The sequence below is a fragment of the Streptomyces armeniacus genome (assembly GCF_003355155.1).
GTDB lineage: Bacteria > Actinomycetota > Actinomycetes > Streptomycetales > Streptomycetaceae > Streptomyces > Streptomyces armeniacus.
On the sequence record NZ_CP031320.1, the window covers coordinates 879,283 to 897,757 of the forward strand.

At 73.5% G+C, this 18,475-nt stretch carries 17 protein-coding genes; 5 read left to right on the forward strand and 12 right to left on the reverse strand.

Annotated features, from left to right (window positions below):
- Window positions 1-45 precede the first annotated feature (45 nt).
- The 3 genes from DVA86_RS03760 to DVA86_RS03770 all read right to left on the reverse strand — a co-directional run bounded on the left by DVA86_RS03760 (window position 46) and on the right by DVA86_RS03770 (window position 4,296).
- Window positions 46-1,464, reverse strand: a complete 1,419-nt coding sequence (locus tag DVA86_RS03760) for a carboxyl transferase domain-containing protein (protein ID WP_208875762.1) — start codon at window positions 1,462-1,464, stop codon at window positions 46-48.
- Window positions 1,457-2,935, reverse strand: a complete 1,479-nt coding sequence (locus tag DVA86_RS03765) for an AMP-binding protein (RefSeq protein ID WP_208875764.1) — start codon at window positions 2,933-2,935, stop codon at window positions 1,457-1,459. The genes DVA86_RS03760 and DVA86_RS03765 overlap by 8 nt, the downstream gene beginning before the upstream one ends.
- A 116-nt stretch (window positions 2,936-3,051) precedes the next feature.
- Window positions 3,052-4,296: an SLC13 family permease gene (locus DVA86_RS03770; protein WP_208875765.1), complete on the reverse strand. Its 1,245-nt coding sequence runs from the start codon at window positions 4,294-4,296 to the stop codon at window positions 3,052-3,054.
- Between the two features lie 252 nt (window positions 4,297-4,548).
- On the opposite strand from DVA86_RS03770, the gene DVA86_RS03775 reads away from it, so the two are divergent.
- From DVA86_RS03775 to DVA86_RS03790, 4 genes are all read left to right on the forward strand, one after another.
- Window positions 4,549-5,343: a FadR/GntR family transcriptional regulator gene (locus DVA86_RS03775; RefSeq protein WP_208875767.1), complete on the forward strand. Its 795-nt coding sequence runs from the start codon at window positions 4,549-4,551 to the stop codon at window positions 5,341-5,343.
- Between the two features lie 139 nt (window positions 5,344-5,482).
- On the forward strand, window positions 5,483-5,893 hold the full coding sequence (locus DVA86_RS03780; protein WP_208875768.1) for a nuclear transport factor 2 family protein: 411 nt from the start codon (window positions 5,483-5,485) through the stop codon (window positions 5,891-5,893).
- An 88-nt stretch (window positions 5,894-5,981) separates the two neighbouring features.
- Window positions 5,982-6,296 (forward strand): nuclear transport factor 2 family protein, encoded by a 315-nt coding sequence (locus DVA86_RS03785; RefSeq protein WP_208875769.1) that lies wholly within the window; start codon window positions 5,982-5,984, stop codon window positions 6,294-6,296.
- Window positions 6,297-6,386: 90 nt separating this feature from the next.
- Window positions 6,387-9,866, forward strand: coding sequence for an AfsR/SARP family transcriptional regulator (locus tag DVA86_RS03790; protein ID WP_208875770.1), 3,480 nt, complete (start codon window positions 6,387-6,389; stop codon window positions 9,864-9,866).
- A gap of 29 nt (window positions 9,867-9,895) precedes the next feature.
- Here the strand turns inward: DVA86_RS03790 and DVA86_RS03795 are convergent, their stop codons facing one another.
- The 6 genes from DVA86_RS03795 to DVA86_RS03820 form a co-directional block, all read right to left on the reverse strand.
- Window positions 9,896-10,210, reverse strand: coding sequence for an AzlD domain-containing protein (locus DVA86_RS03795; RefSeq protein WP_222623283.1), 315 nt, complete (start codon window positions 10,208-10,210; stop codon window positions 9,896-9,898).
- Window positions 10,207-10,914 carry an AzlC family ABC transporter permease gene (locus tag DVA86_RS03800; RefSeq protein ID WP_208875772.1) on the reverse strand — a complete coding sequence of 236 codons (708 nt, stop codon included), beginning with the start codon at window positions 10,912-10,914 and terminating at the stop codon, window positions 10,207-10,209. The genes DVA86_RS03795 and DVA86_RS03800 overlap by 4 nt, the downstream gene beginning before the upstream one ends.
- 31 nt (window positions 10,915-10,945) lie before the next feature.
- Window positions 10,946-11,371 carry a nuclear transport factor 2 family protein gene (locus tag DVA86_RS03805; RefSeq protein WP_245997536.1) on the reverse strand — a complete coding sequence of 142 codons (426 nt, stop codon included), beginning with the start codon at window positions 11,369-11,371 and terminating at the stop codon, window positions 10,946-10,948.
- A 50-nt stretch (window positions 11,372-11,421) separates the two neighbouring features.
- Window positions 11,422-12,708 carry a DUF6421 family protein gene (locus DVA86_RS03810; protein WP_245996333.1) on the reverse strand — a complete coding sequence of 429 codons (1,287 nt, stop codon included), beginning with the start codon at window positions 12,706-12,708 and terminating at the stop codon, window positions 11,422-11,424.
- On the reverse strand, window positions 12,705-13,286 hold the full coding sequence (locus DVA86_RS03815) for a type 2 periplasmic-binding domain-containing protein (protein WP_222623284.1): 582 nt from the start codon (window positions 13,284-13,286) through the stop codon (window positions 12,705-12,707). Before DVA86_RS03815 ends, DVA86_RS03810 begins: the two co-directional genes overlap by 4 nt.
- Window positions 13,287-13,495: 209 nt before the next feature.
- Window positions 13,496-14,179: a class I SAM-dependent methyltransferase gene (locus tag DVA86_RS03820; protein ID WP_208875780.1), complete on the reverse strand. Its 684-nt coding sequence runs from the start codon at window positions 14,177-14,179 to the stop codon at window positions 13,496-13,498.
- A 61-nt stretch (window positions 14,180-14,240) separates the two neighbouring features.
- Here DVA86_RS03820 and DVA86_RS03825 point away from each other — a divergent pair, with 61 nt between their 5' ends.
- Window positions 14,241-14,753, forward strand: a complete 513-nt coding sequence (locus tag DVA86_RS03825) for a MarR family winged helix-turn-helix transcriptional regulator (protein ID WP_222623285.1) — start codon at window positions 14,241-14,243, stop codon at window positions 14,751-14,753.
- Between the two features lie 43 nt (window positions 14,754-14,796).
- On the opposite strand, the gene DVA86_RS03830 is transcribed toward DVA86_RS03825, so the two are convergent.
- The 3 genes from DVA86_RS03830 to lanL are packed head-to-tail and all read right to left on the reverse strand — an operon-like array spanning window position 14,797 to window position 18,419.
- A complete protein-coding gene (locus DVA86_RS03830; RefSeq protein ID WP_208875781.1) occupies window positions 14,797-15,324 on the reverse strand; it encodes a GNAT family N-acetyltransferase in 528 nt (175 codons plus the stop codon).
- 60 nt (window positions 15,325-15,384) lie between these two features.
- Entirely contained in the window at window positions 15,385-15,522 is a 138-nt protein-coding gene (locus DVA86_RS03835) for a hypothetical protein (protein WP_222623286.1), read from the reverse strand.
- 5 nt (window positions 15,523-15,527) lie between these two features.
- Complete coding sequence (gene lanL / locus DVA86_RS03840) at window positions 15,528-18,419, reverse strand: class IV lanthionine synthetase LanL (protein ID WP_208875786.1); 2,892 nt, start codon at window positions 18,417-18,419, stop codon at window positions 15,528-15,530.
- Window positions 18,420-18,475: the final 56 nt, after the last annotated feature.

Genomic DNA, 18,475 nt, shown 5'->3' on the forward strand with positions numbered 1-18,475 from the left:
TCTGTCCGTACGCGGCGCTCGGGCCGGTCTGTCCGTACGGGCCGCTCAGGCCGGTCTGTCCGTACGGGCCGGTCCCGCGCGTACGAGGCCGCGGGCCAGGCCCAGTTCCGCCATGTCCTGCGGGCGCAGCCGCAGGGCGTCCGCCGTCGCGTCCGCCTCGTCGGGCGGGCGCTTCAGGATCGCCACCGCGAGCTCCGGGGCGATGACGGAGAAGTAGCTGTCCGGAGTGACCCAGGTGTTGCCCGGCGCCGCCAGGGCGAGGGCGCCGCCGGAGCCGCCCTCGCCGATGACGAGGGTCGTGACCGGCACCGGGGACTCGGCCACGGCGGCGAACACCTCGGCGATCGCGCCGCCCGCACCCGCCCGTTCGGCCGCCGCGTCGTTCGCCGCGCCCGGGGTGTCGACGAGGGTGAGCACCGGCGTGCCGAGCCGCCCGGCGAGGCGGATCAGCCGGGCCGCGGTGCGGTAGCCGGCGGGCCGGGTCGCGGTGCCGGTCTGGGCCGCGTACGCGACGGTGCGGCCCTCGTACAGGCCGAAGCCGCACAGCACGCCCGGGTCGGTGCCGCCGGCGCGGTCGCCGCTTACCTCGGCGCGTTCCCGCAGGTGCGCGTCCAGGTACGCGGCGGCGCGGGGCCGGTGCGGCGAGCGCGCACGGCGTACGGCCTCCCGCCCGGTCGGCGGCGCGTCGGTCCGGCCCAGCGCGTACGGCGGCGGGACCGCGGCCGGCGCGGGCGGCCCGGCCAGCAGCCGTACCCACAGGCGCAGTACGGGCCGCAGCTCGCCCGCGCGTACGACCGCGTCCACCGCGCCCGCCGCCCGCTGGCCCTCCGCCGTGTACGCGGCCGGGTCGGCGTCCGTGGGGCGTACGCGCGAGCCCGCGAAGCCGATCTGCGCGCCCTCGACGGCGAGGATCACGTCGGCGCCCGCGCCGAGCGTGGCCCAGCCGCCGCCGGTCGCCGGGTCGCGCAGGACCGCGAGCTGGGCGAGCCCGGCGGCGCGGGTGAGCGCCGACTGGGCGGCCACACGCTGGAGTTGCCCGAGGGCGACCAGGCCCTCCTGCATGCGGCTGCCGCCCGTGGCGATCAGCGAGACGACGGGGAGGCGGTGCGCGCGTGCGTACGCGTGCGCCGCCTCGATCCGGCGGCCCGTACGCGCCCCGAGGGAGCCGCCGAGATAGCCGAACTCGAACGAGACGACGACCACCGTGCGGCCACCGACGGCAGCGGTGCCGCACACCACGGACTCGCGCTCGCCGGTGCGCTGTTCGGCGCGCGCACGGGCGGCGGCGTAGCCGGGCCAGGGGAGCGGGCCATCGCTGTCAGGGGGCTCCGGTGGCGGGTCCCCGTACGGCACGGTCTCGTACGGCAGGTCTCCGTACGCCACGGCCCCGTACGGCAGTTCCTCGAAGGTGCACTCGTCCGCGACCTGCCGTACGGCCTCCCGCGCGCTCCACGGTTCAGCCATCGCGTCCCGTCTCCGGTGCGGCGAGCGCCCGCTTCATCACCTTGCCCATGTCGTTGCGCGGCAGCGCCGCCAGCAGGTGTACGGTCCGGGGCCGCTTGTGAGGGGCCAGCTGAGCGGACACGTGGCCGGCCAACTCGCCTGCGGCGGGCGGCTCCCCGGGGTCGGCGGGGACGATCCAGGCGACGACGCGTTCGCCCAGGTCCGTGTCGGGCTCGCCGGTGACGGCGGCCTCGGCGACGGCGGGGTGTTCGAGGAGGACGTTCTCGATCTCGCCGGCGCCGATCTTGTAGCCGCCGCTCTTGATGAGGTCGGTGGCCTGCCGTCCCACGATCCGGAGGGCGCCGCCCGGGGCGCGTACGGCCATGTCGCCCGTACGGAACCAGCCGTCGGCGGTGAAGGCGGCGGCGGTCGCGTCGGGCCGGTTGAGGTAGCCGCTGAACAGGTGCGGTCCCCGTACCCGGATCTCGCCGACCTCCCCGGCGCCGGTCAGCTCCGCCTCCTCCTCGTCCACGAGCCGGAGTTCGACGCCCGCGAGCGGCACACCCACCGTGCCGGGACCGGTGTCGGTGTCGTCCGCGCGCACGCTGGTGTTCATCAGCGTCTCCGTCATGCCGTACCGCTCGACCACCCGGCGCCCCGTCGCCGCCAGGATGCGCTCGTGGTCGTGGACGGGCAGCGCGGCCGAGCCGGACACCAGCAGCCGCGCGCCCGCCAGCGCCCTGGCGAGCGCGGGGTCGGTGCCGACGGCCTCGGCGAGGCGGTGGTACATGGTCGGCACCGCGAACAGCATCGTCGCCCCCGACGACAGTTCCCGCGCGACGCCTTCGGCGGAGAACCGGCCCAAGTGCCGTACGGCGCCGCCCCGGCGCAGCGGCCCGAGCACGCCGAGGATCAGGCCGTGGACGTGGAACAGGGGGAGGGCGTGGGCGAGTACGTCGTCGGCGGTCCACTGCCACGCGTCCCGGAGCGCGTCGAGGTTCGCGGCGAGTGCCCGGCGGGGCAGGACGGCGCCCTTGGGCGGGCCGGTGGTGCCGGAGGTGTAGACGATCAGGGCGGGCGACTCCGGGGGCGGCTCGGGCGCCGGTACGGGGGCGGGCCCGGTGGCCGTGACGTCGACGTCCGTACGGGGGAGTGCGCCGAGCGCGTCCGGCAGCCGTTCACCGGGGGCGGCGAGGACGGCGGCGGGCGCGGCGTCGCCGAGGATGTGCGCCAGCTCCCGTTCGCCGGTCCTCGGGTTGAGCGGTACGACGGGGACCCCCGCGAGCAGCCCGGCGACCACGCCGACGGCGGTCTCCAGCGTCGGGGTCGCCCAGCAGGCGACGCGCCGCCCGGCGGGCAGCCGGGCGGCCAACGTGCCCGCGGCGGCGGCGAGTCGGCCGTAGGTCAGGGCGCGCTCCCCGAAGCGCAGGGCCGTACGGCCGGGGCGCGCGGCGAGCGCCGGGAACAGGGCGGGGGCGGTGGTCGGACTCACGCGTCGTCACTCCTGGTCGACGGGGAAACGGCGGGAAGGGCGCGCACGCGGGCGCCGCGGGGGCCGGTCGTGGGCCACGGCCCGGGGACGGCCCGGGTAACGGCCTGGCGAGGCCGTTACCCCCACCCCGGTGCCACCAGTACGAGCCACACCGCGGCCGGTACGGCGGCCACCACGATCCCGCCGTACACCATCAACTGCCGGAAGAAGCGGTCCCGGTCCACGTCCGTGGCCGCCGCGAGGACGAGCGCGCCGTTGGTGGAGAAGGGGCTCACGTCGACGACCGTCGCGGACACCGCCAGCGCCGCCACCATGCCCACCGCGCCGATCTCGCCCTGTGCGAGGAACGGAACCGCCAGCGGGATCAGCGCGCCCATGATGCCGACGGAGGACGCGAACGCGGAGATCAGCGCGCCGATGTAGCAGAGCAGCACGGCCGCGAGCAGCGGCACTCCGATGTCCCCGACCCGTTCGCCCGCCCACGCGATCGTGCCCATCTCCTCCAGCACGCCGACGTAGGTCAGCACACCGCAGATGAGCAGCACGGTGGGCCAGGCGATGGCGCCGACCGCCAGCCTGCTGTCCTCCGGCCAGCAGGCGCTGAGCAGGACGGCGAGGGTGATCGCGCACAGGCCGACGTCGAGGTCGAAGGCGAGCACGGCGACGACGAGGGCGACGAGCGCGACGAGGGTGGCCGTACGGGCGGGGGTGAGCCGTGCCGCGTCGCCGCTCTCCTCCGTGGCTGCCGTGTCCTGTCCGTGCAGCCGCAGCCCGCCGAGCAGCACGAAGAGGATCCCCGCGATCACCAGGTTGACGACGAGGGAGGCGAGGAAGAGGAACACCTCGTTGCCGGGCAGCTGTTCGCGCTCCACGATGCCGTTGACGATCGAGCCGTAGATGCTGATCGGTGAGAACCCGCCGCCCTGCGCGCCGTGCACCACCATCCCGCCCATGAGCAGCGGGCTGATCCCGTGCTGTGCCGCGAAGCTCAGCGCGATCGGCGCGACGATCGCGACGGCTGCCGGGCTCACCGCCCCGATGGCCGTGAGCGCACAGGTGATCACGAACATCACCCAGGGGATGAGCGCGATCCGGCCACGTACGAGCCGTATCGCCGCGTGCACCAGCCAGTCGGTGGTGCCGTTGGCGCGGGCGATGGCGAACAGGTACGTCACGCCGACCAGGACCACGAACAGGTCGCCGGGGAAGCCGGCGAAGATGCCGTCCGCGTCCATGTCGGCGACGAGTTCGCCGACGCCGAAGGCGGCGGCGAAGGCCAGGGCTCCCATGTTGATGGAGCGCGTGGTGGCGATCAGGAAGACCACCACGAGCACGAGGATCGAGATGAGTTCTGCGGACACGGCGGGCTCCCGTCCCTGGGACCGGTCGAGCGGAAGGCGGCTGAGCGCTGAGCGGCGGCGAGTTGAGTGGCCGAGTGGCTCAGCCACTGATGCGATCCAGCGCCCAACAGACTCAGGGGTGGGATTCCGGCCGTCAAGGGAACTGACAAAATTGTCTCAGCCACTCGGCCAATCCGGTTGCTACCCTACGGACCCCGGAGGGCCCCGCCGGGGCCGCGGGGACACCGGGTCACGAGGCCATGGGGGTTGAGGATGAGCGACGCACTGCGGCCGATGGGCCGTACGAGACTGCACGAGCAGGTGATCGACCGCCTGCGCGCGTACGTCGCCGAAGGCGGTCTGCACGCGGGCGACCGGCTGCCCGCCGAACGCGAACTCGCCCAGCGCCTGGGCGTGTCCAGGGCCTCGGTCAAGCAGGCCGTCGTCGTCCTCGAGGTGCAGGGGCTGGTGGAGGCACGGCACGGGGGCGGCACGTATCTCCTCAAGAACAGCCTCGACGTCGAACCCGTGGAGCAGCTTGCGGAACGCCGCCGTCGTCTGCCCGACGTCCTCGATGCCCGTGAGGCCCTGGAGACGAAGCTCGCCGAACTCGCCGCCGCGCGGCGCACGGACGACGATCTCGCCGCCCTCCGCGCGGCCCTCGCCCACATGGAGCGGGAGATCGCGGACGGCGGCCACGGCCCGGAGGGCGACCGCCGGTTCCACGCCGCGGTGACCGCGGCCGCGCACAGCGCGCTGCTCGCGGAGTTCATGCGCTCCATCGCCGAGCAGATCGCGGAGAGCCGCCACGAGTCGCTGCGCCAGCCGGGCCGCCCGGCCCGCTCGCTGGCCCAGCACCGCGCGATCCTGGACGCGATCGAGGCCGGCCGCCCCAAGGCGGCGGCCGCGGCGATGCGCAGGCACGTACACACGGTGGCGAAGGTGCGCCTGCTGGACTGGACCCCGGACGGGGAGGGTGACGGGGGACGACGTGGACGTGGACGTGGACGCGTAGAGGCGCGCGGGCGTCAGCCGCGGTCCACCCGTCCGTCGGATTCAGCAGATTGAGTGAGGCCTCAACTGCCCGCCGCAGAAAGGCCGGAAACGGGAGGTGCAGAACCTCGCGTCACCGGTGGGATGTGGTACGACCGGCTTGGTAGGGAGAGTCGGCCCGATACTCAGTCTCCGCGACGGACGAGGAGTGGGAATGCCCGCAGAGCCCAAGACGACCCGGGAAGTGTGCGACGCCTATCTGGCCAGGCTCGCCGAACGGGACCTGAACGGCGCCGTCGACCTGTTCTCCGACACCGTGGACTGGGACGCCCCGGGATCGCCGGACGTGCCGTGGTCGGGCCGCAGGTCCTCGCGTGAAGGGGTCAGGGACTTCTTCACCACGCTCCACGAGCACCTGCAGCCGGAGGAGTTCACCGTCACCCACATGGTCGTGGACGGCGAACAGGCCGTGATCATCGGACGTCTGCGGGACACCGTGAAGGCCACCGGCGGGACGCTGGTCACGCCGTTCGCCGCCCATGTCACCGTCGAGGACGGGCAGTTCACGCGCTACCACCTCTTCGAGGACACCTACGCCCTGGACCGGGCCGTGGCCGGTGCCTGACCCGAACCGGACAGGAGCCGGGCGGACGGGCTCCATCGGGCGAGCGCTTCAGCAGACGACCGGGCTTCAGCGGAGGAAGGCGGGAGAGATGACCGTGACGCCGTCCCATCCGGCGGTACGCGCCTTTGTCGAGGCGGTCAACGCGGGGGACCGCAAGGCACTCTGGGACGTCCTGGCCGAGGACGCCACCATGACGGACGTCGGGACCGAACGGGTCCTCCGGGACTGGGTGGAGCTGGAGATCTTCTCCTCCCACGCCCGTATGGAGGTCGATTCCCAGTCACCCGACGGCCTGTCCGTGACCGCCCGCTACCACAACGACAACTGGGGCGACATCGACACCGCGTGGACCTTCACGGTCACCGACGGGAAGATCCGCCGCTTCGAGACCGGGCCCGGTTGAGGGGGTGCGGCGGTGCGGACGAGCGGGCCGGCGGCCGGCGAGTCCGTATGCTGAGGTCGAGATGACTCCTGCTGACGGGGCCTGGCAGTGGTGAGGGACCGATCCGGTGAGGCGGCCGGACCGGGAGACGCGGCCCGCCCGCGGGAGATTCCGCGGCAGCACGCGGGGGCGGGGGCGGGGGAGTACGGCGCGGACCAGGAGCCGTTGCCGACGATCCGGCTGCTCGGCCCCGTGGGCGTGCGCATAGAGGGCCGCCGCGTCAGCCTGGGCCCGCAGCAGCAGGCGCTGCTGGCGGCGCTGGCGCTCGCCCGGGGCCGGCCGGTCAGCACCTCGCGGCTGGCCGACCTGATGTGGGAGGGCGCCACCCCGGACGGCGTCATCACCACGCTGCGCACCCACGTCCTGCACCTGCGCCGCGTCCTGGAGCCCGGACGGCGGGCCAGGTCCGGTTTCAAGGTGCTGGTCAGCTCCGGCGGCCGGTCCAACACCAGCTACACGCTGCGCGTCGCCGACGAACAGGTCGACGCCCTCCGCTTCGTCCGGCTCACCGAGGAGGCGCGCCGGGCCACCGCCGACGCCGACCCGGCCGCCGCCCTCGCCCTGCTGGACGAGGCGCTCGGGCTGTGGGCCGGGCCCGCCCTGGAGGGGGTCAGCGGGCGGAGCTTCGCCCTCGCCGAGGCCAGCCGCCTGGAGGAGCTGCGGCTGGTGACCCGGGAGGACCGGGTCGACGCGCTGATCGGACTGGGCCGCTACGAGGAGGTCGTCGCCGAACTCTCCACGCTCGTACGGGACTTCCCGCTGCGCGAGCGGCTGCGCTCCCAGCTCATCCTGGCGCTGTACCGCTCGGGCCGGCAGGCGGACGCCCTCGCGGAGTACCGCGACATCCACCAGCACCTGCGCGACAACCTGGGGCTCGAGCCCGGCCGCCCGCTCCAGCGGCTGCACCAGCAGGTGCTGAACGCCGATCCCGTGCTCGACCCCGAGCAGCCGCGCACGGCCCCGTCCGGCGCGGGGGCCGGGGCCGTGCACCGGCCGGTGCCGCGGCAGCTGCCGCCCGACGTCGCCAGCTTCACCGGGCGCGGCGCGTATCTGCGGGAGATGGACGCCCTGCTGCCTCGCGACGCGCACGCGGACGGCCCGGGGCCCGGGTCCGCGCCCGGAGCCGGGCAGACGCTCGTCATCTCCTCGCTCTCCGGCATGGCCGGCGTCGGCAAGACCACCCTCGCCGTGCACTGGGCGCACCGGGTGGCCGACAGGTTCCCCGACGGCCAGCTGCACGTGAACCTGCGCGGCCACGCGCCCGAGCCCCCGATGCAGGCCGACGAGGCCCTGGGCCAGCTGCTGCGGGCCCTCGGCGTGGCGGCGGAGCATCTGCCGGAGAGCACCGACGAGAAGGCCGCCCTCTACCGCTCCCTGCTCGCCGACAAGCGCGTGCTGGTGCTGCTGGACGACGCCGCCGGGCTGGAACACGTACGCCCGCTGCTGCCCGGCTCCCCGACCTGCTTCGTCGTCGTCACCAGCCGGAACGACCTGCGCGGCCTGACCGCGTTCCACGACGCGCGCCGCGTCAGCCTGGCCCTGTTCAGCGAGGAGGAGGCGCTGGCGCTGCTGTCCCGCGTCATCGGCACCGACCGCGTACGAGAGGAGGCCGACGCCGCGTCCGAGGTGGTACGGCTGTGCGGCTGCCTGCCGCTGGCCGTACGGATCATCGCCGCCCACCTCATGGGCGACCGCCGCCGGCCGCTCGCCGAGGTCGTACGGGACCTGCGCGAGGGCGACCGGCTCGGCGAACTGGCCCTGGAAGCGGAGCCGCGGACGGCCGTACGCACAGTCCTCGACCTCTCGTACCAGACGCTGCCCGAGGACGAACGGCGCCTGCTGCGGCTGCTGAGCCTCACCCCCGGACCCGACGTGCCGGCACGGGCCGCCGCCGCGCTGGCCGAGCTGCCGGAGGCCGACACCGTACGGCTGCTGGACCGGCTGGTGTCCCGCAGCCTGCTGGAGATGCACCGGACCGAACGTTTCCATCTGCACGAGCTCGTACGGCTGTTCGCGCGCGAACGGGCCGGGGAGGAGGACGCCGCGGAGGCGCGGGAGGAGGCCGTACGGCGCCTGTTCACGTGGTACTCCGCGACCACCGAGAGCGCCGCCGCGGCCCTCTACGGCACCTTCTACTACTGGTACGCCGAGAAGCCCCCCGAGCCCGGAGCGTCCCCCACCGCCCCGCTCGCCTTCGACAGCGCCGCCGCCGCGCTGGCCTGGCTGGACGCCGAACGGCCCGTGCTGCTGGCCTGCGTCGGGCACGCCGCCGAGCACGGCCCGTACCCCTTCGCGTGGCAGATCGCGCTGACGCTGCACGGCCATCTGATGGCGCACGGCCAGCGCGCCGACTGGCTGCGCGCCGCACACGCCGGGCTGCGCGCCGCCGAGGCGGACGAGGACGACTACGGGCAGGCGGTGATGTGCTGGAGCCTCGGCTACGTCCTGTGGGAACTCGGCCGCCACGACGAGGCGTTGAGGCACAGCAACCGCGCCGACTCCCTCTACGAGCGGCTGGACCTCGGCGTGGAGCGGGCCGGCGCGCTGCTCGGCCTCGCCGCCTCCCACCGGGAGCAGGGCGACCTCGACGCGGCGGCCCGGCACGCCCGCCGTTCGCTGCGGCTCTACGAGGAAGGGGCGCAGCCGGCCGGTTCGGCGTGGGCGCTGTTCTTCCTCGGCTCGGTCCTGTTCGACCAGGGCCGGCTGACCGCCGCGCGCGAGGAGTTCCGCCGGGCGGGGGAGGCCGGGCGGCGCTCCCAGGACGAGCACTCCGCGCTGCTCGCGCTGTGGGGGCTCGGCGCCACGCACCACGCGCTCGGCGAGTTCGGCGAGGCCCTGCGCTGCCTCACCGAGGTGCTGGCCGCGGACGACCGGCTGCTGACCACGTACGCCGCCGAGGGCGCCCTCAACTCGCTGGCACTGGTGTACCGCGACAGCGGCGACCCGCGGCTGGCGCTCAAGCACGGGCTCGACGTGCTCAGCACCACCCACCGCACGCACCGCCGCCTCGTCGAGGCCGAGGCGCTCAACACCATCGGCACCGTCCTGCTGCGCCTCGACGACCTGCCCGGGGCGCTGGACCACCACCACCGCGCACGCGAGCTGGCCCGTACGGCGGGCTGCCGCCGCGCGGAGGCCGCGGCCGGGCTGGGGCTGGCGGCCGTACACCGCAGCCTCGGCGAGCACCGCGAGGCCCTCTCGCACGGCCGGCTGGCGCTGTCCCGCGCGCGGCAGACGGGGCTGGGGCTGGCGGAGGGCGAGGCGCTGGCCGAACTCGCCGCCGTACACCTGGCGCTCGGCCAGCACCACAAGGCCGCGGAGACCGTCGAACGGGCCCTGCGGCTGCACCGGGACTCCGGCTACCGGCCTGGTCTGACGCGCGCGCTCGAGACCGCCGCGGAGGTGCACGGCGCTCGCGGGGACGCGGAGGCGGCGGAGCGGCACGCGAGCGAGAGCGCCGAGCTGTGCGCGCGGATGGGCGTGCCGCGGCAGCCGGGCGCGCGCTTCCCGGCGGAGGCGGAACGGCCGTAGCGGCTTCGGCGGGACGAGCGTACGGGCGCTCAACCCAGCGCGCGTACGCCCGCGGTGACCGCCGCCGCCACCAGCACCACCACCGGCACGGGCGCCTTCAGCCGCCACGCCACCAGCGCCGCGGCGAAGCCCGCGAGCCGGGCGTCGAAGACCATGCCGCGCGAGCCCGCCGAGCCCAGCAGCTGGGTGACCACGAGCACCGCCAGCAGCGCGGGCGTCAGATACTCCACGAAGCGCGGGAACCACGGCGGCAGTTCGCGGTCCCCCATGACCAGCGAGCCGGCGCCCTTGATCAGGAACGTGCTCACCACCAGGGCGCCGACGACGATCCACGCCGCGCTCACCGTGCCCTCCAGGTCCACACGGCCGCGAGCACGCAGGCCGCGGCGATGGCGGTGTCCGGCACCGCGACGGCGGTGAGGACGACGGCGCCGAGACCCGCCGCGGCCGCCGCCGACCGCTTGCGCACGGTGCCCAGATGCGGCGCGAGCAGCAGGAAGAACAGCACCGGGGAGACCGCGTCCAGGCCGTAGTTGAGGACGTCCACCGCCGTGAACGGCCCGAGCGCGCCCAGCAGCGTGCCCGCCACCCAGCCGAGCCACAGCACCACCCCGGACGACAGCAGCCGTACGCGGTCGAAGCGCCCGTCCGCGTCGCTCGCGATCGCCCAGGACTCCTCGATGACCAGCTGGGACTCGACGGCGCGGCGGGCCCTGCCGCCGCGCAGCGCGGGCAGGATGGCGAAGCCCATCACCAGGTAGCGCAGGTTCAGGAGGGTCCCGGCGACGGCCGCCGCGGCCCAGCCGCCGCCGTTGACGAGCACGGAGACCGCGGCGAACTGCGACGAGCCCACGAACACCAGCCCCGACATGGACGCCGCCGCGAGCGCGGAGAAGCCCGCGCCCTGCGCCAGCACCCCGAAGGAGATGCCGAAGGCGAAGATCGCCACCGTGAACGGAACGGCCGCCCTCGCCCCCGCGGTCCACGCCGTACGCCGCCCCGGTGGCGGCCAGCCGTACGGCACGCCGCCGGACTCGGCAGCGGTCATACGGGCCCGCCCGGCACGCGGACGGCGCCCGTCACTGCGCGAACCCCCGCTCGCCGTACGGGAAGCCCTCCAGCTCGTTGGCGTCGAAGCCGTCGTCGCGCCGGGACGCGTAGTAGATGCGGATCTCGTCGATGAGGCCGTCGTCGTCGAAGCGGTAGACCTCCGCGCCGCGCAGCACCCGGCCCAGGCCCGGCTTGACCCCCGTCCACTCGCAGACGGCCGTGCGGGTGGCCTCGTCGGCGTAGACGGCGTCGACCACCCAGTACGAGGAGTTGGCGCGCACGTCGGCGCCCCAGCGCTCCACCACCGGCGGGATGCCGTGGATCGGCCCGGACATGCCCTTCGCGAGGTAGTGCACGACGCGTTCGGAGAGGCACCGGGCGAACAGCTCGGCGTCGACTTTGTTGCACGCCTCGAAGTACAGCCGTACGGCCGCCTCCAGCGCGTCCCGGTCCATGGGCTTCACGCGTGTCCCCTCGGGGTCGGTGGTGTGTGGGTGCCCGGCGTTCACAGCTCCGCCGGGGCGAAGACGAGCGGGGGAACCGCGTCGAGGCTCTCCCGCGCCCGCAGGAGGGCGCGCTGCTCGCCGGTGAACGCGTAGCGGTCGCCCTCCTCGCCTTCGGGAAGGTACTCCCGTACGAAGGCCTTCGCCGCCGCCCGGTACTCCGCGGGCGTGGCGACCTGGGCCTCCATGGCCTCGACGGCCGCGACCAGCTCCCGCAGCCCCGCGAGCACCCGGTCGCGGTGCAGCCGGAACCGGCCGTTCTCGCCGGTGAGGGCGCCCAGCCCGCGCAGCCAGGAGAACAGGAAGACCCCGGTGCCGGCGTCGAAGTTGCGGACGGCGTGTGCGTCGAGCGGATAGCGGAACATCCGCTCCAGCAGGATCATGTCGATCTGCTCCTCGGCGTAGGCGACGGCGTCGTCATGGCAGGCGAGCGCTGTCTGGGCGTCGACCTTCAGCTCCTCCAGCAGGCCGACGAACCAGTTCATCTTGAGCTTGATGTGTCGGTCGAGCGGCCACCGGCCCTGGTGGTGGAAGTAGTCGTGCAGATAACCCCACACGGAGCGGGCCTGATAGCAGCGCTCCGGGTCCATTCCGGTGGACGCGCGCGGAACGGAGTCCTCCGTGAGAACGGCCCGTGCGGCCGGCACCGCGAAAGTCTCGTGAATCCTGCGGAACTTGCTGAAGAAGAAGACGGCGTAGGGCTGTTCCGTCACCTTGTCGTGCGCCGCGACATTCTCCGGGAAGAAGACGATGCTGTTGCCGCGCGCGATTCCGGCGCTGCCCGCGAGCAGCACCGTGGCCTGGCAGTTGTTTTTGGGATGCGGATAACGGTCGGCCAGCGCGGCCAGTTCGGCGGGCTCTTTCCTGCGGACGAGATAGAATTCCAGCCGTTTTCCGACCGGCGGCGTGCTGTTCGTGGTCAGCACGGGCGCGAGGAACGCCGCCCACGCGCCGTCCGCGGGCGCCCTCAGCGCGTCACGGGAGCGCGCGAAGTGCGGCGCCGTGTCCAGCCCTTCGGCCAGCCAGCCGTCGATGTCGGCGGTGAGGGCGCCGGCCTGCGCGGTCCGGCCGTACGCGGTGAACCAGCGCGCGCCCTCGTCTCGTACGGCACGCAGCAGCCGTACGTCCTCGTCCGTCGGCCGTCCGACGGTCCCGTCGTTCTCCTGGCGGAAGCGGAACGCGTCGACCAGCGGAACGAGCGTACGGCCGAGATGCCGCGCCGTCGGCAGCATGCCGTCCGCGAGCGGGGCCGAGGCGCCGCGGGCCGCCGTCTCCGGGGCGCCGCTCACCGGGCGGGCTCCGTCACCTGATGGACGGTGTACACCATCGGCACGCGGCCGAAGCTGCGGACGACGCGCAGCCCGTGGGCCCGTGCCGCGACGAGGGTGGTGATGCAGCCCTCGGTCTTCCCGGCGGCGCAGTCGATCGCCGCCTGCGCGTTGCTGTTCACCACGTGCCGCTCGCTGTCCGGCGGCACGAGGCTGGCCGGCGCCGGATGTGTGGCGACCGTGCGGGGCTTGTCCGGCGCGTGCGGTCCGGCGGCCAGCACCATGTCGTGGGTGGGCGCCAGAAAGCTGTCGACCATCCGGCAGACGAGGAGATTCTCGAAGACGAGCGTGTGCAGAAACGGATAGACGGCGCAGGCGACCAGGGCGTGTTCACCCGTACGGGGAACGGTCTCCAGCGCGGATTCCAGCGACGGGTGCAGCGTCACCGCCCCGTCCCCGGTCAGCCCTTGGCGGTCCAGCCACATATGGGCCGCCGACTCGAGATTGGTTCCGGTCGGCCCCAGTGTGTGCAGACTGCGGATTGTGCCGACCGTGGAGATTTCCTTGCGTGCCAGTTCGTGTGCCAGTTCCACCGACATTTCCCCCTCCGGAATGTCTCCGGCGTGTCAGCGCGGCGTCCCGCCGCGGCACGACTCGCCTGCGGCGGCGATACTAGGCGGCCCGCTCTGTCTCCCACCACCGGATTACGGTGCGGGCGGGCACCCGTCCGCAACTTGACTTCTTTTCTCCGGTCGGTCGGCTGGGAACAGCCGGATAAGGTTAGTGGACGACAATCTCCACCTGGCTTTTATTCAGCGGGGGCGGGCAACGGCGGGTCCGCGGCGGCCCGTTCGGCCGTGCCGAGGATGTGGGTGGCGGCCGGCGCGGGGAAGCGCGTCTCGGGGAAGGCGAACTTCTCCACCCGCGTCACGGTGAACCCGGCCGCGCTGATCGCCGACTGCGTGTCGCGTCCCGTGTGGCAGCCGCCGCACAGCAGCGGCCAGACCGTGGCGTCCAGGGCGCGCTGCACGCGGCGCATGCCGGGCGAGTCGGCCCGTACGTGCTCGAAGAAGCGCAGCCGGCCGCCGGGCCGCAGAACGCGGTGCAGCTCGGCGAGCGCCGCGGCCTGGTCGGCCACCGAGCACAGGGTCAGACACGCGACGGCGGCGTCGAACGAGGCGTCGGCGGCCGGCAGTTGTTCGGCGCGCCCGTCCACGACCTCCACCTCTGCCGCCACGCCGGCGGTACGGGCCGCCTCCGCGGCGAGCGCCCGCAGCCGCGGCTCCGGCTCGACGGCCACGACCCGCGCCACCCCCGGCGGATAGTGCGGGAAGTTCAGGCCGTTGCCCGCGCCGACCTCGATGACCTGCCCGTGCAGGCCCTCCAGCAGGCGCTTGCGGTGCTCGGCGATGCCCGCCTTGTTCAGGGCGGGGCCCGCGACCTTGGAGTAGAAGCGGGCGAAGACGGGATGGCGGACGGTCGGCGGAGCCATGACGGGCCTCGGCTTCCTCTGCGGCCGCGGGGCGGTACGCTGATCGTGGAGGTGCTGCACAGTGAAGTCACTTCACAATAGTCCGGAATCCGTCCCGCCCGCCAGCACCTCGCTGGACCGGCTCTTCGAACTCACCGAGGTGCTCGGCGCGATGATGCGGCGCGGCGTCGCGGAACGCGGCCTCACCACGGCCCGCGCCGGACTGCTGTGGGTGCTGTTCCACGGGGGCCCGATGACCCAGCGCGCCCTCGCCACGCGACTGCGGGTCACACCGCGCAACGTGACGGGGCTGCTGGACGCCCTGGAGGCCGACGAGTTGGTCGTACGCGGTCCGCATCCGACCGACCGGCGCGCGCTCCTGGTCTCCCTCACCGAGCGGGGCCGCGCGCTCACGACGGCGCTGCGCGGCGGGCGGGACGAGCTGGCCGTCGCCCTGTTCGGCGACATACCGGGCCCGCGCCTGGAGGCGTTCCACACGGAACTGGAGACGGTGCTCGAGCGGCTGCGCGCCGCGGGCGCCACACCCCCGCGGTCACCCTCGGAACCCGCCCGCCCGCACGGCCGGTCGGACTGACCGCGCCGGGGCTCGCACTACGACCCGTCGGTCTCTGGCCCTCTCACGGCGCCTGTCGCGCCGGCCGCAGCCGCCACCGGAGCTCGTCGCCGTGCCGCCGGCCCGTGGCCGTGAACCCGGTGCTGCGGGCAAGGGCCGAACTGGCGCGGTTGCCCGAATGTATGTCGGCGATCACGGTGTCGACGGACCGGCCCCGTAGCCAGTCGACGAGTCCCCGGACCGTCTCCGTGGCGATGCCCTGACCCTGCCAGGGCGCTCCCACCACGTAGGCGAGACGGGCGGTCAGGCCGTCGTCGGAGGGTTCGACGACCGCCTGCACGAAGCCCGTGAGGCGTTCGGCCGCACGCAGCCGGATGACCCAGTTGCACCATGAGACCGCGGGATCAGAAGGGCCGGCGACCAGCAACTCGTAGCGTGGCAACAGGAATTCCGGCGTGGGCGGCTCGCCGGGCCAGAACGCGTAGAGGCCCGGGTCCGCCAGCACACCGGACATCTCGTGCGCGTGCTCCGTCCGCAGCGGCGAGAGCACGAGCCGGTCGGTGTGGATCGGCTCGACGGCGATGCGTCCCAACTCTCCTCCTGTGGGGCCCGCCCCGCTGAACTGAATTCAGCGGGGCGGGACCGGTCGTTGTCAGTAGCGGGTGGTCCAGCACCACTCCGTGCCGATGTTGGTGGTGCCGCCGCAGCAGCATCCCAAGTTGTGCAGACGGTCCGCATCCATCAGCTCGGTGGGCTGGAGCAGTTGCAGATCACTGATGTCGTTCGACAAGGTGGTCACCTCTCTGTTGTCGGTTCTCGCGTCGTACGGACGTCACGTGCGCGGCCCGGTGCCGGCAGCGAGAAGTCGTCCGTCATCCACCACCGCTCTCCACCGTGGCGGAAGCGGTGCAGGAATCCGATTGGTCCGGCCATCCCCAGGTTGTAGCTGTAGTTCAGGTCGGCGTCGGATTCCGTCACGACGATCAGCCGGTCCTCACGCAGCGCACAGAACCGACGGAGCGCCGTAACGTGTTCCGCGGCCCAGTCCCGGTAACGGTCTTCTCCGGTCAGGGCCGCCATGTCGAGCAGGAATTCCCCGTTTCCGGCCAGCCCGTGGCAGTGCGAGTGGCCCAGCAGCCATTTCTGACGACGAGTGCTGACGGCGGCCCGGTGCGCTGCTGCCCGCAGCCGGTCGTCCCCGGTGGCCCGCCACAGCCGGATCAGGAAGGTGCCGATTCCCGGAGCGCCGTTGCACCACCAGGTGGAGATGCGGGCTCGCGTGGCCGCGTCCCCGTCCGGGTCCGCCACCGGCCAGTAGATGCCCTCGCCGTCGTCCTCGGCCGACGCGAGCAGCGATGTGCCGATCCGTACCGCCGCGTCGAGGAGGTCCTCGCGGCCCAAGTCCCTTGCGGCGGACAGCAGAAAGGTGGCGATTCCGGCGAGCCCGTGCGCGAAACCCGTGTTACTCGGGTTGGTGGTCGCGAGCACCTTCTCCGGCTCCACCCACCTACTGCCCTGCCCCGTAGGGGCGTTGAGCACGGAGGTGACACACCGTTCCGCCCGTTCCCGGAACTCCTCGTCTTCCGTACGGCGCCACAGGTGCAGTAGGGCGAGCCCGTTCCCCGCGAGTCCGTGGGTGATGTCGGCCTCGTGCCACAGCACGGGCAGCCGCTTGGCGCGTTCGACACTCCGCTGCCGGATGTCTTCCTCGCCGAGGGTGTCGGCGGCCTCGTACATCGCCCAGTACGTGCCCGCACGGCCGAAGTACAGGCCCGGGAGCTGTCGCGGCTCCCGGTCGGCCCGCCTGTCCAGCCAGCCCAGCGCGGCGCGCAGGGTGTCCAGCAGTGTCTGTGCGCCCTCCTGCCCGGTCAGCGCCCCGCGGCGGACGACCTCCAGCGTCCCGCCGACACCGGCTTGTACGGCGAAGGGATCGAGGCGCTGCTCACTGACCGGAGGGCAGGGCCAGGGGGCGTGCCCGGAGTCGGGGGTGAGCGCGGCGGCGAGCTCTTTCCAGCCGTCAGTGAGCAGCCGTTCGGCTTCAGCCGGTGCAGGTTCCGACGCCTCTGCGATCCGCGTCTCCGCCGCCTGTGCCTCCGCCGCCTGTGCCTCCGCGGCCGGCGGCTCCGCGGACAGCGCCTCCAACCGCTCCGCCACTTCGGTCAGCGGGGTTCGTCGCTCCGGCTGTTCGCGCATGAGCCCGGTGATGACCGGGGCGAGAGCGGCGAGCGCCGGACTGTCGGCGGAGACGGCCCGCACCAGATTCCGGATACGGGTGTCGTGCGTGTCCGGTGGCACGGCCCGGTCGGTGCCGGGCTGGTCGTCGGGCAGATGAGGAGTGCTGCCGGTGCAGAGGTAGAAGAGCGTCGCGCCGAGCCCGTAGAGGTCGAGGGCCGCACTGGGCGAGGGGACCCGGCCCGGTTCGGCGCGCACCTCCGGAGCCCTGAAACCGGGCGTGCCCACGGGAATCACCTGCTCGTCGGCCGCCGCCACGAACTCGGTGTCGATGAGCAGCGGTGTCTCCTGCGGGGTCACCATCACGTTGCCGGGGGCGAAGTCCCGGATGATCAGGCCCTTGTCGTGCACGGCGGCGACCAGTTCCACCAGTCGCCGGGCTGTCGGCAGTACCCGGCAGGGGGTCAGCGACCGCCGGGGTTCCTCCTGAACCTGTTCCCGCGCCCAGGCGGAAAGGGTCATGCCGGGCACCTCCTCTTCGGCCAGGAACACATGCCCCTGGTACTCGAAGAGGTCGACCGCCCGGACCGCGATGCCCAGCGGCTCGAGCAGGGTCAGTGTGCGGTGTTCGTTGCGGAGGTAGTCGCGCACGTCCGTGCCGTCAGGCTGCGCCTCGATGTGCGGGCGTGCCTCCTTCACCACCACCCTGCGGTCGCCTTCGTGGCGGTCCAGCGCGCGGTACACACCGCCCTTGTTGGTCTGCCGGATGGCCTCGCGTACGAGAAAGCGCCCGTTCAGCAGGACGGAGGAGGGGGCGCGACTGTCAGCGGACGCTCGGGCCGTGTCCGGTGCGGCCGGCGCCTCGCCGGGCAAGTGGGGAAGCGCGGCCCACGGCGGGGGCGAGAACCAGGCGTTGCGCTCGTCCGGGGCCCAACTGCCGTCCGGGGCCACGAGGACGGGCGTGTAGAAGCCCTCGTCGTCCAGCCTGCTCGGCAGGCCGCCGAAGCCGCCGTAGCGGTAGTGCACGAGGCTGTGCGGGCGGTGCCGGCGGTCGGAGAGGACGGCCGGCCCCTCCAAGCCGTATGTCGCCTCGTGCAGGGCGTCGAGCAGCCGTACGAACTGGGCGTCGTCACCGGGATAGACGGTGAGGAACTTGCCGCCGGTGCCACGATCCACGCGTGCGGAGAGCAGTTGCCGCAGGCGGCCCGGGTCTTTGGCGAACTTGAAGGCCGTGCGTTCCCGCAGCAGCACGCGGGAGGCGGCGGCCAGTGCCCGTTCCGCGGAGCGAGGGGTCGCCGACAGGTGGATCTTCCACCCCTGCGGGCGCAGGCCGGTGCCCGGCGGAGTCACGACGCACCACATGTCCCGGATGTCGGTCCGCCAGCCTTCCGCCGGGACCAACTCGTCGCGGAGCCGCGCGAACAGGTCCTGATAGGCGCTGTCGTCGCCGGGGGCGTTTCGGGCCGCGAGGGAGTCCGTACGCCGGCGCCCGTGGTCAAGGGGGTCTCCACCCATTCCGCACCTCCGTGTCGGGTGGCGATCACGCTAGAGCGCATCCGCGACGGGTGGTG

What these genes read in the sequence shown, in the direction of transcription:
- DVA86_RS03805 (WP_245997536.1), bottom strand. Translation starts at nt 11,371, where the DNA reads ATGGACCGGGACGCGCTGGAGGCGGCCGTACGGCTGTACTTCGAGGCG.
- DVA86_RS03815 (WP_222623284.1), bottom strand. Translation starts at nt 13,286, where the DNA reads ATGTCGGTGGAACTGGCACACGAACTGGCACGCAAGGAAATCTCCACG.
- DVA86_RS03800 (WP_208875772.1), bottom strand. Translation starts at nt 10,914, where the DNA reads ATGACCGCTGCCGAGTCCGGCGGCGTGCCGTACGGCTGGCCGCCACCG.
- DVA86_RS03775 (WP_208875767.1), top strand. Translation starts at nt 4,549, where the DNA reads ATGAGCGACGCACTGCGGCCGATGGGCCGTACGAGACTGCACGAGCAG.
- DVA86_RS03760 (WP_208875762.1), bottom strand. Translation starts at nt 1,464, where the DNA reads ATGGCTGAACCGTGGAGCGCGCGGGAGGCCGTACGGCAGGTCGCGGAC.
- DVA86_RS03785 (WP_208875769.1), top strand. Translation starts at nt 5,982, where the DNA reads ATGACCGTGACGCCGTCCCATCCGGCGGTACGCGCCTTTGTCGAGGCG.
- DVA86_RS03820 (WP_208875780.1), bottom strand. Translation starts at nt 14,179, where the DNA reads ATGGCTCCGCCGACCGTCCGCCATCCCGTCTTCGCCCGCTTCTACTCC.
- DVA86_RS03780 (WP_208875768.1), top strand. Translation starts at nt 5,483, where the DNA reads ATGCCCGCAGAGCCCAAGACGACCCGGGAAGTGTGCGACGCCTATCTG.
- lanL (WP_208875786.1), bottom strand. Translation starts at nt 18,419, where the DNA reads ATGGGTGGAGACCCCCTTGACCACGGGCGCCGGCGTACGGACTCCCTC.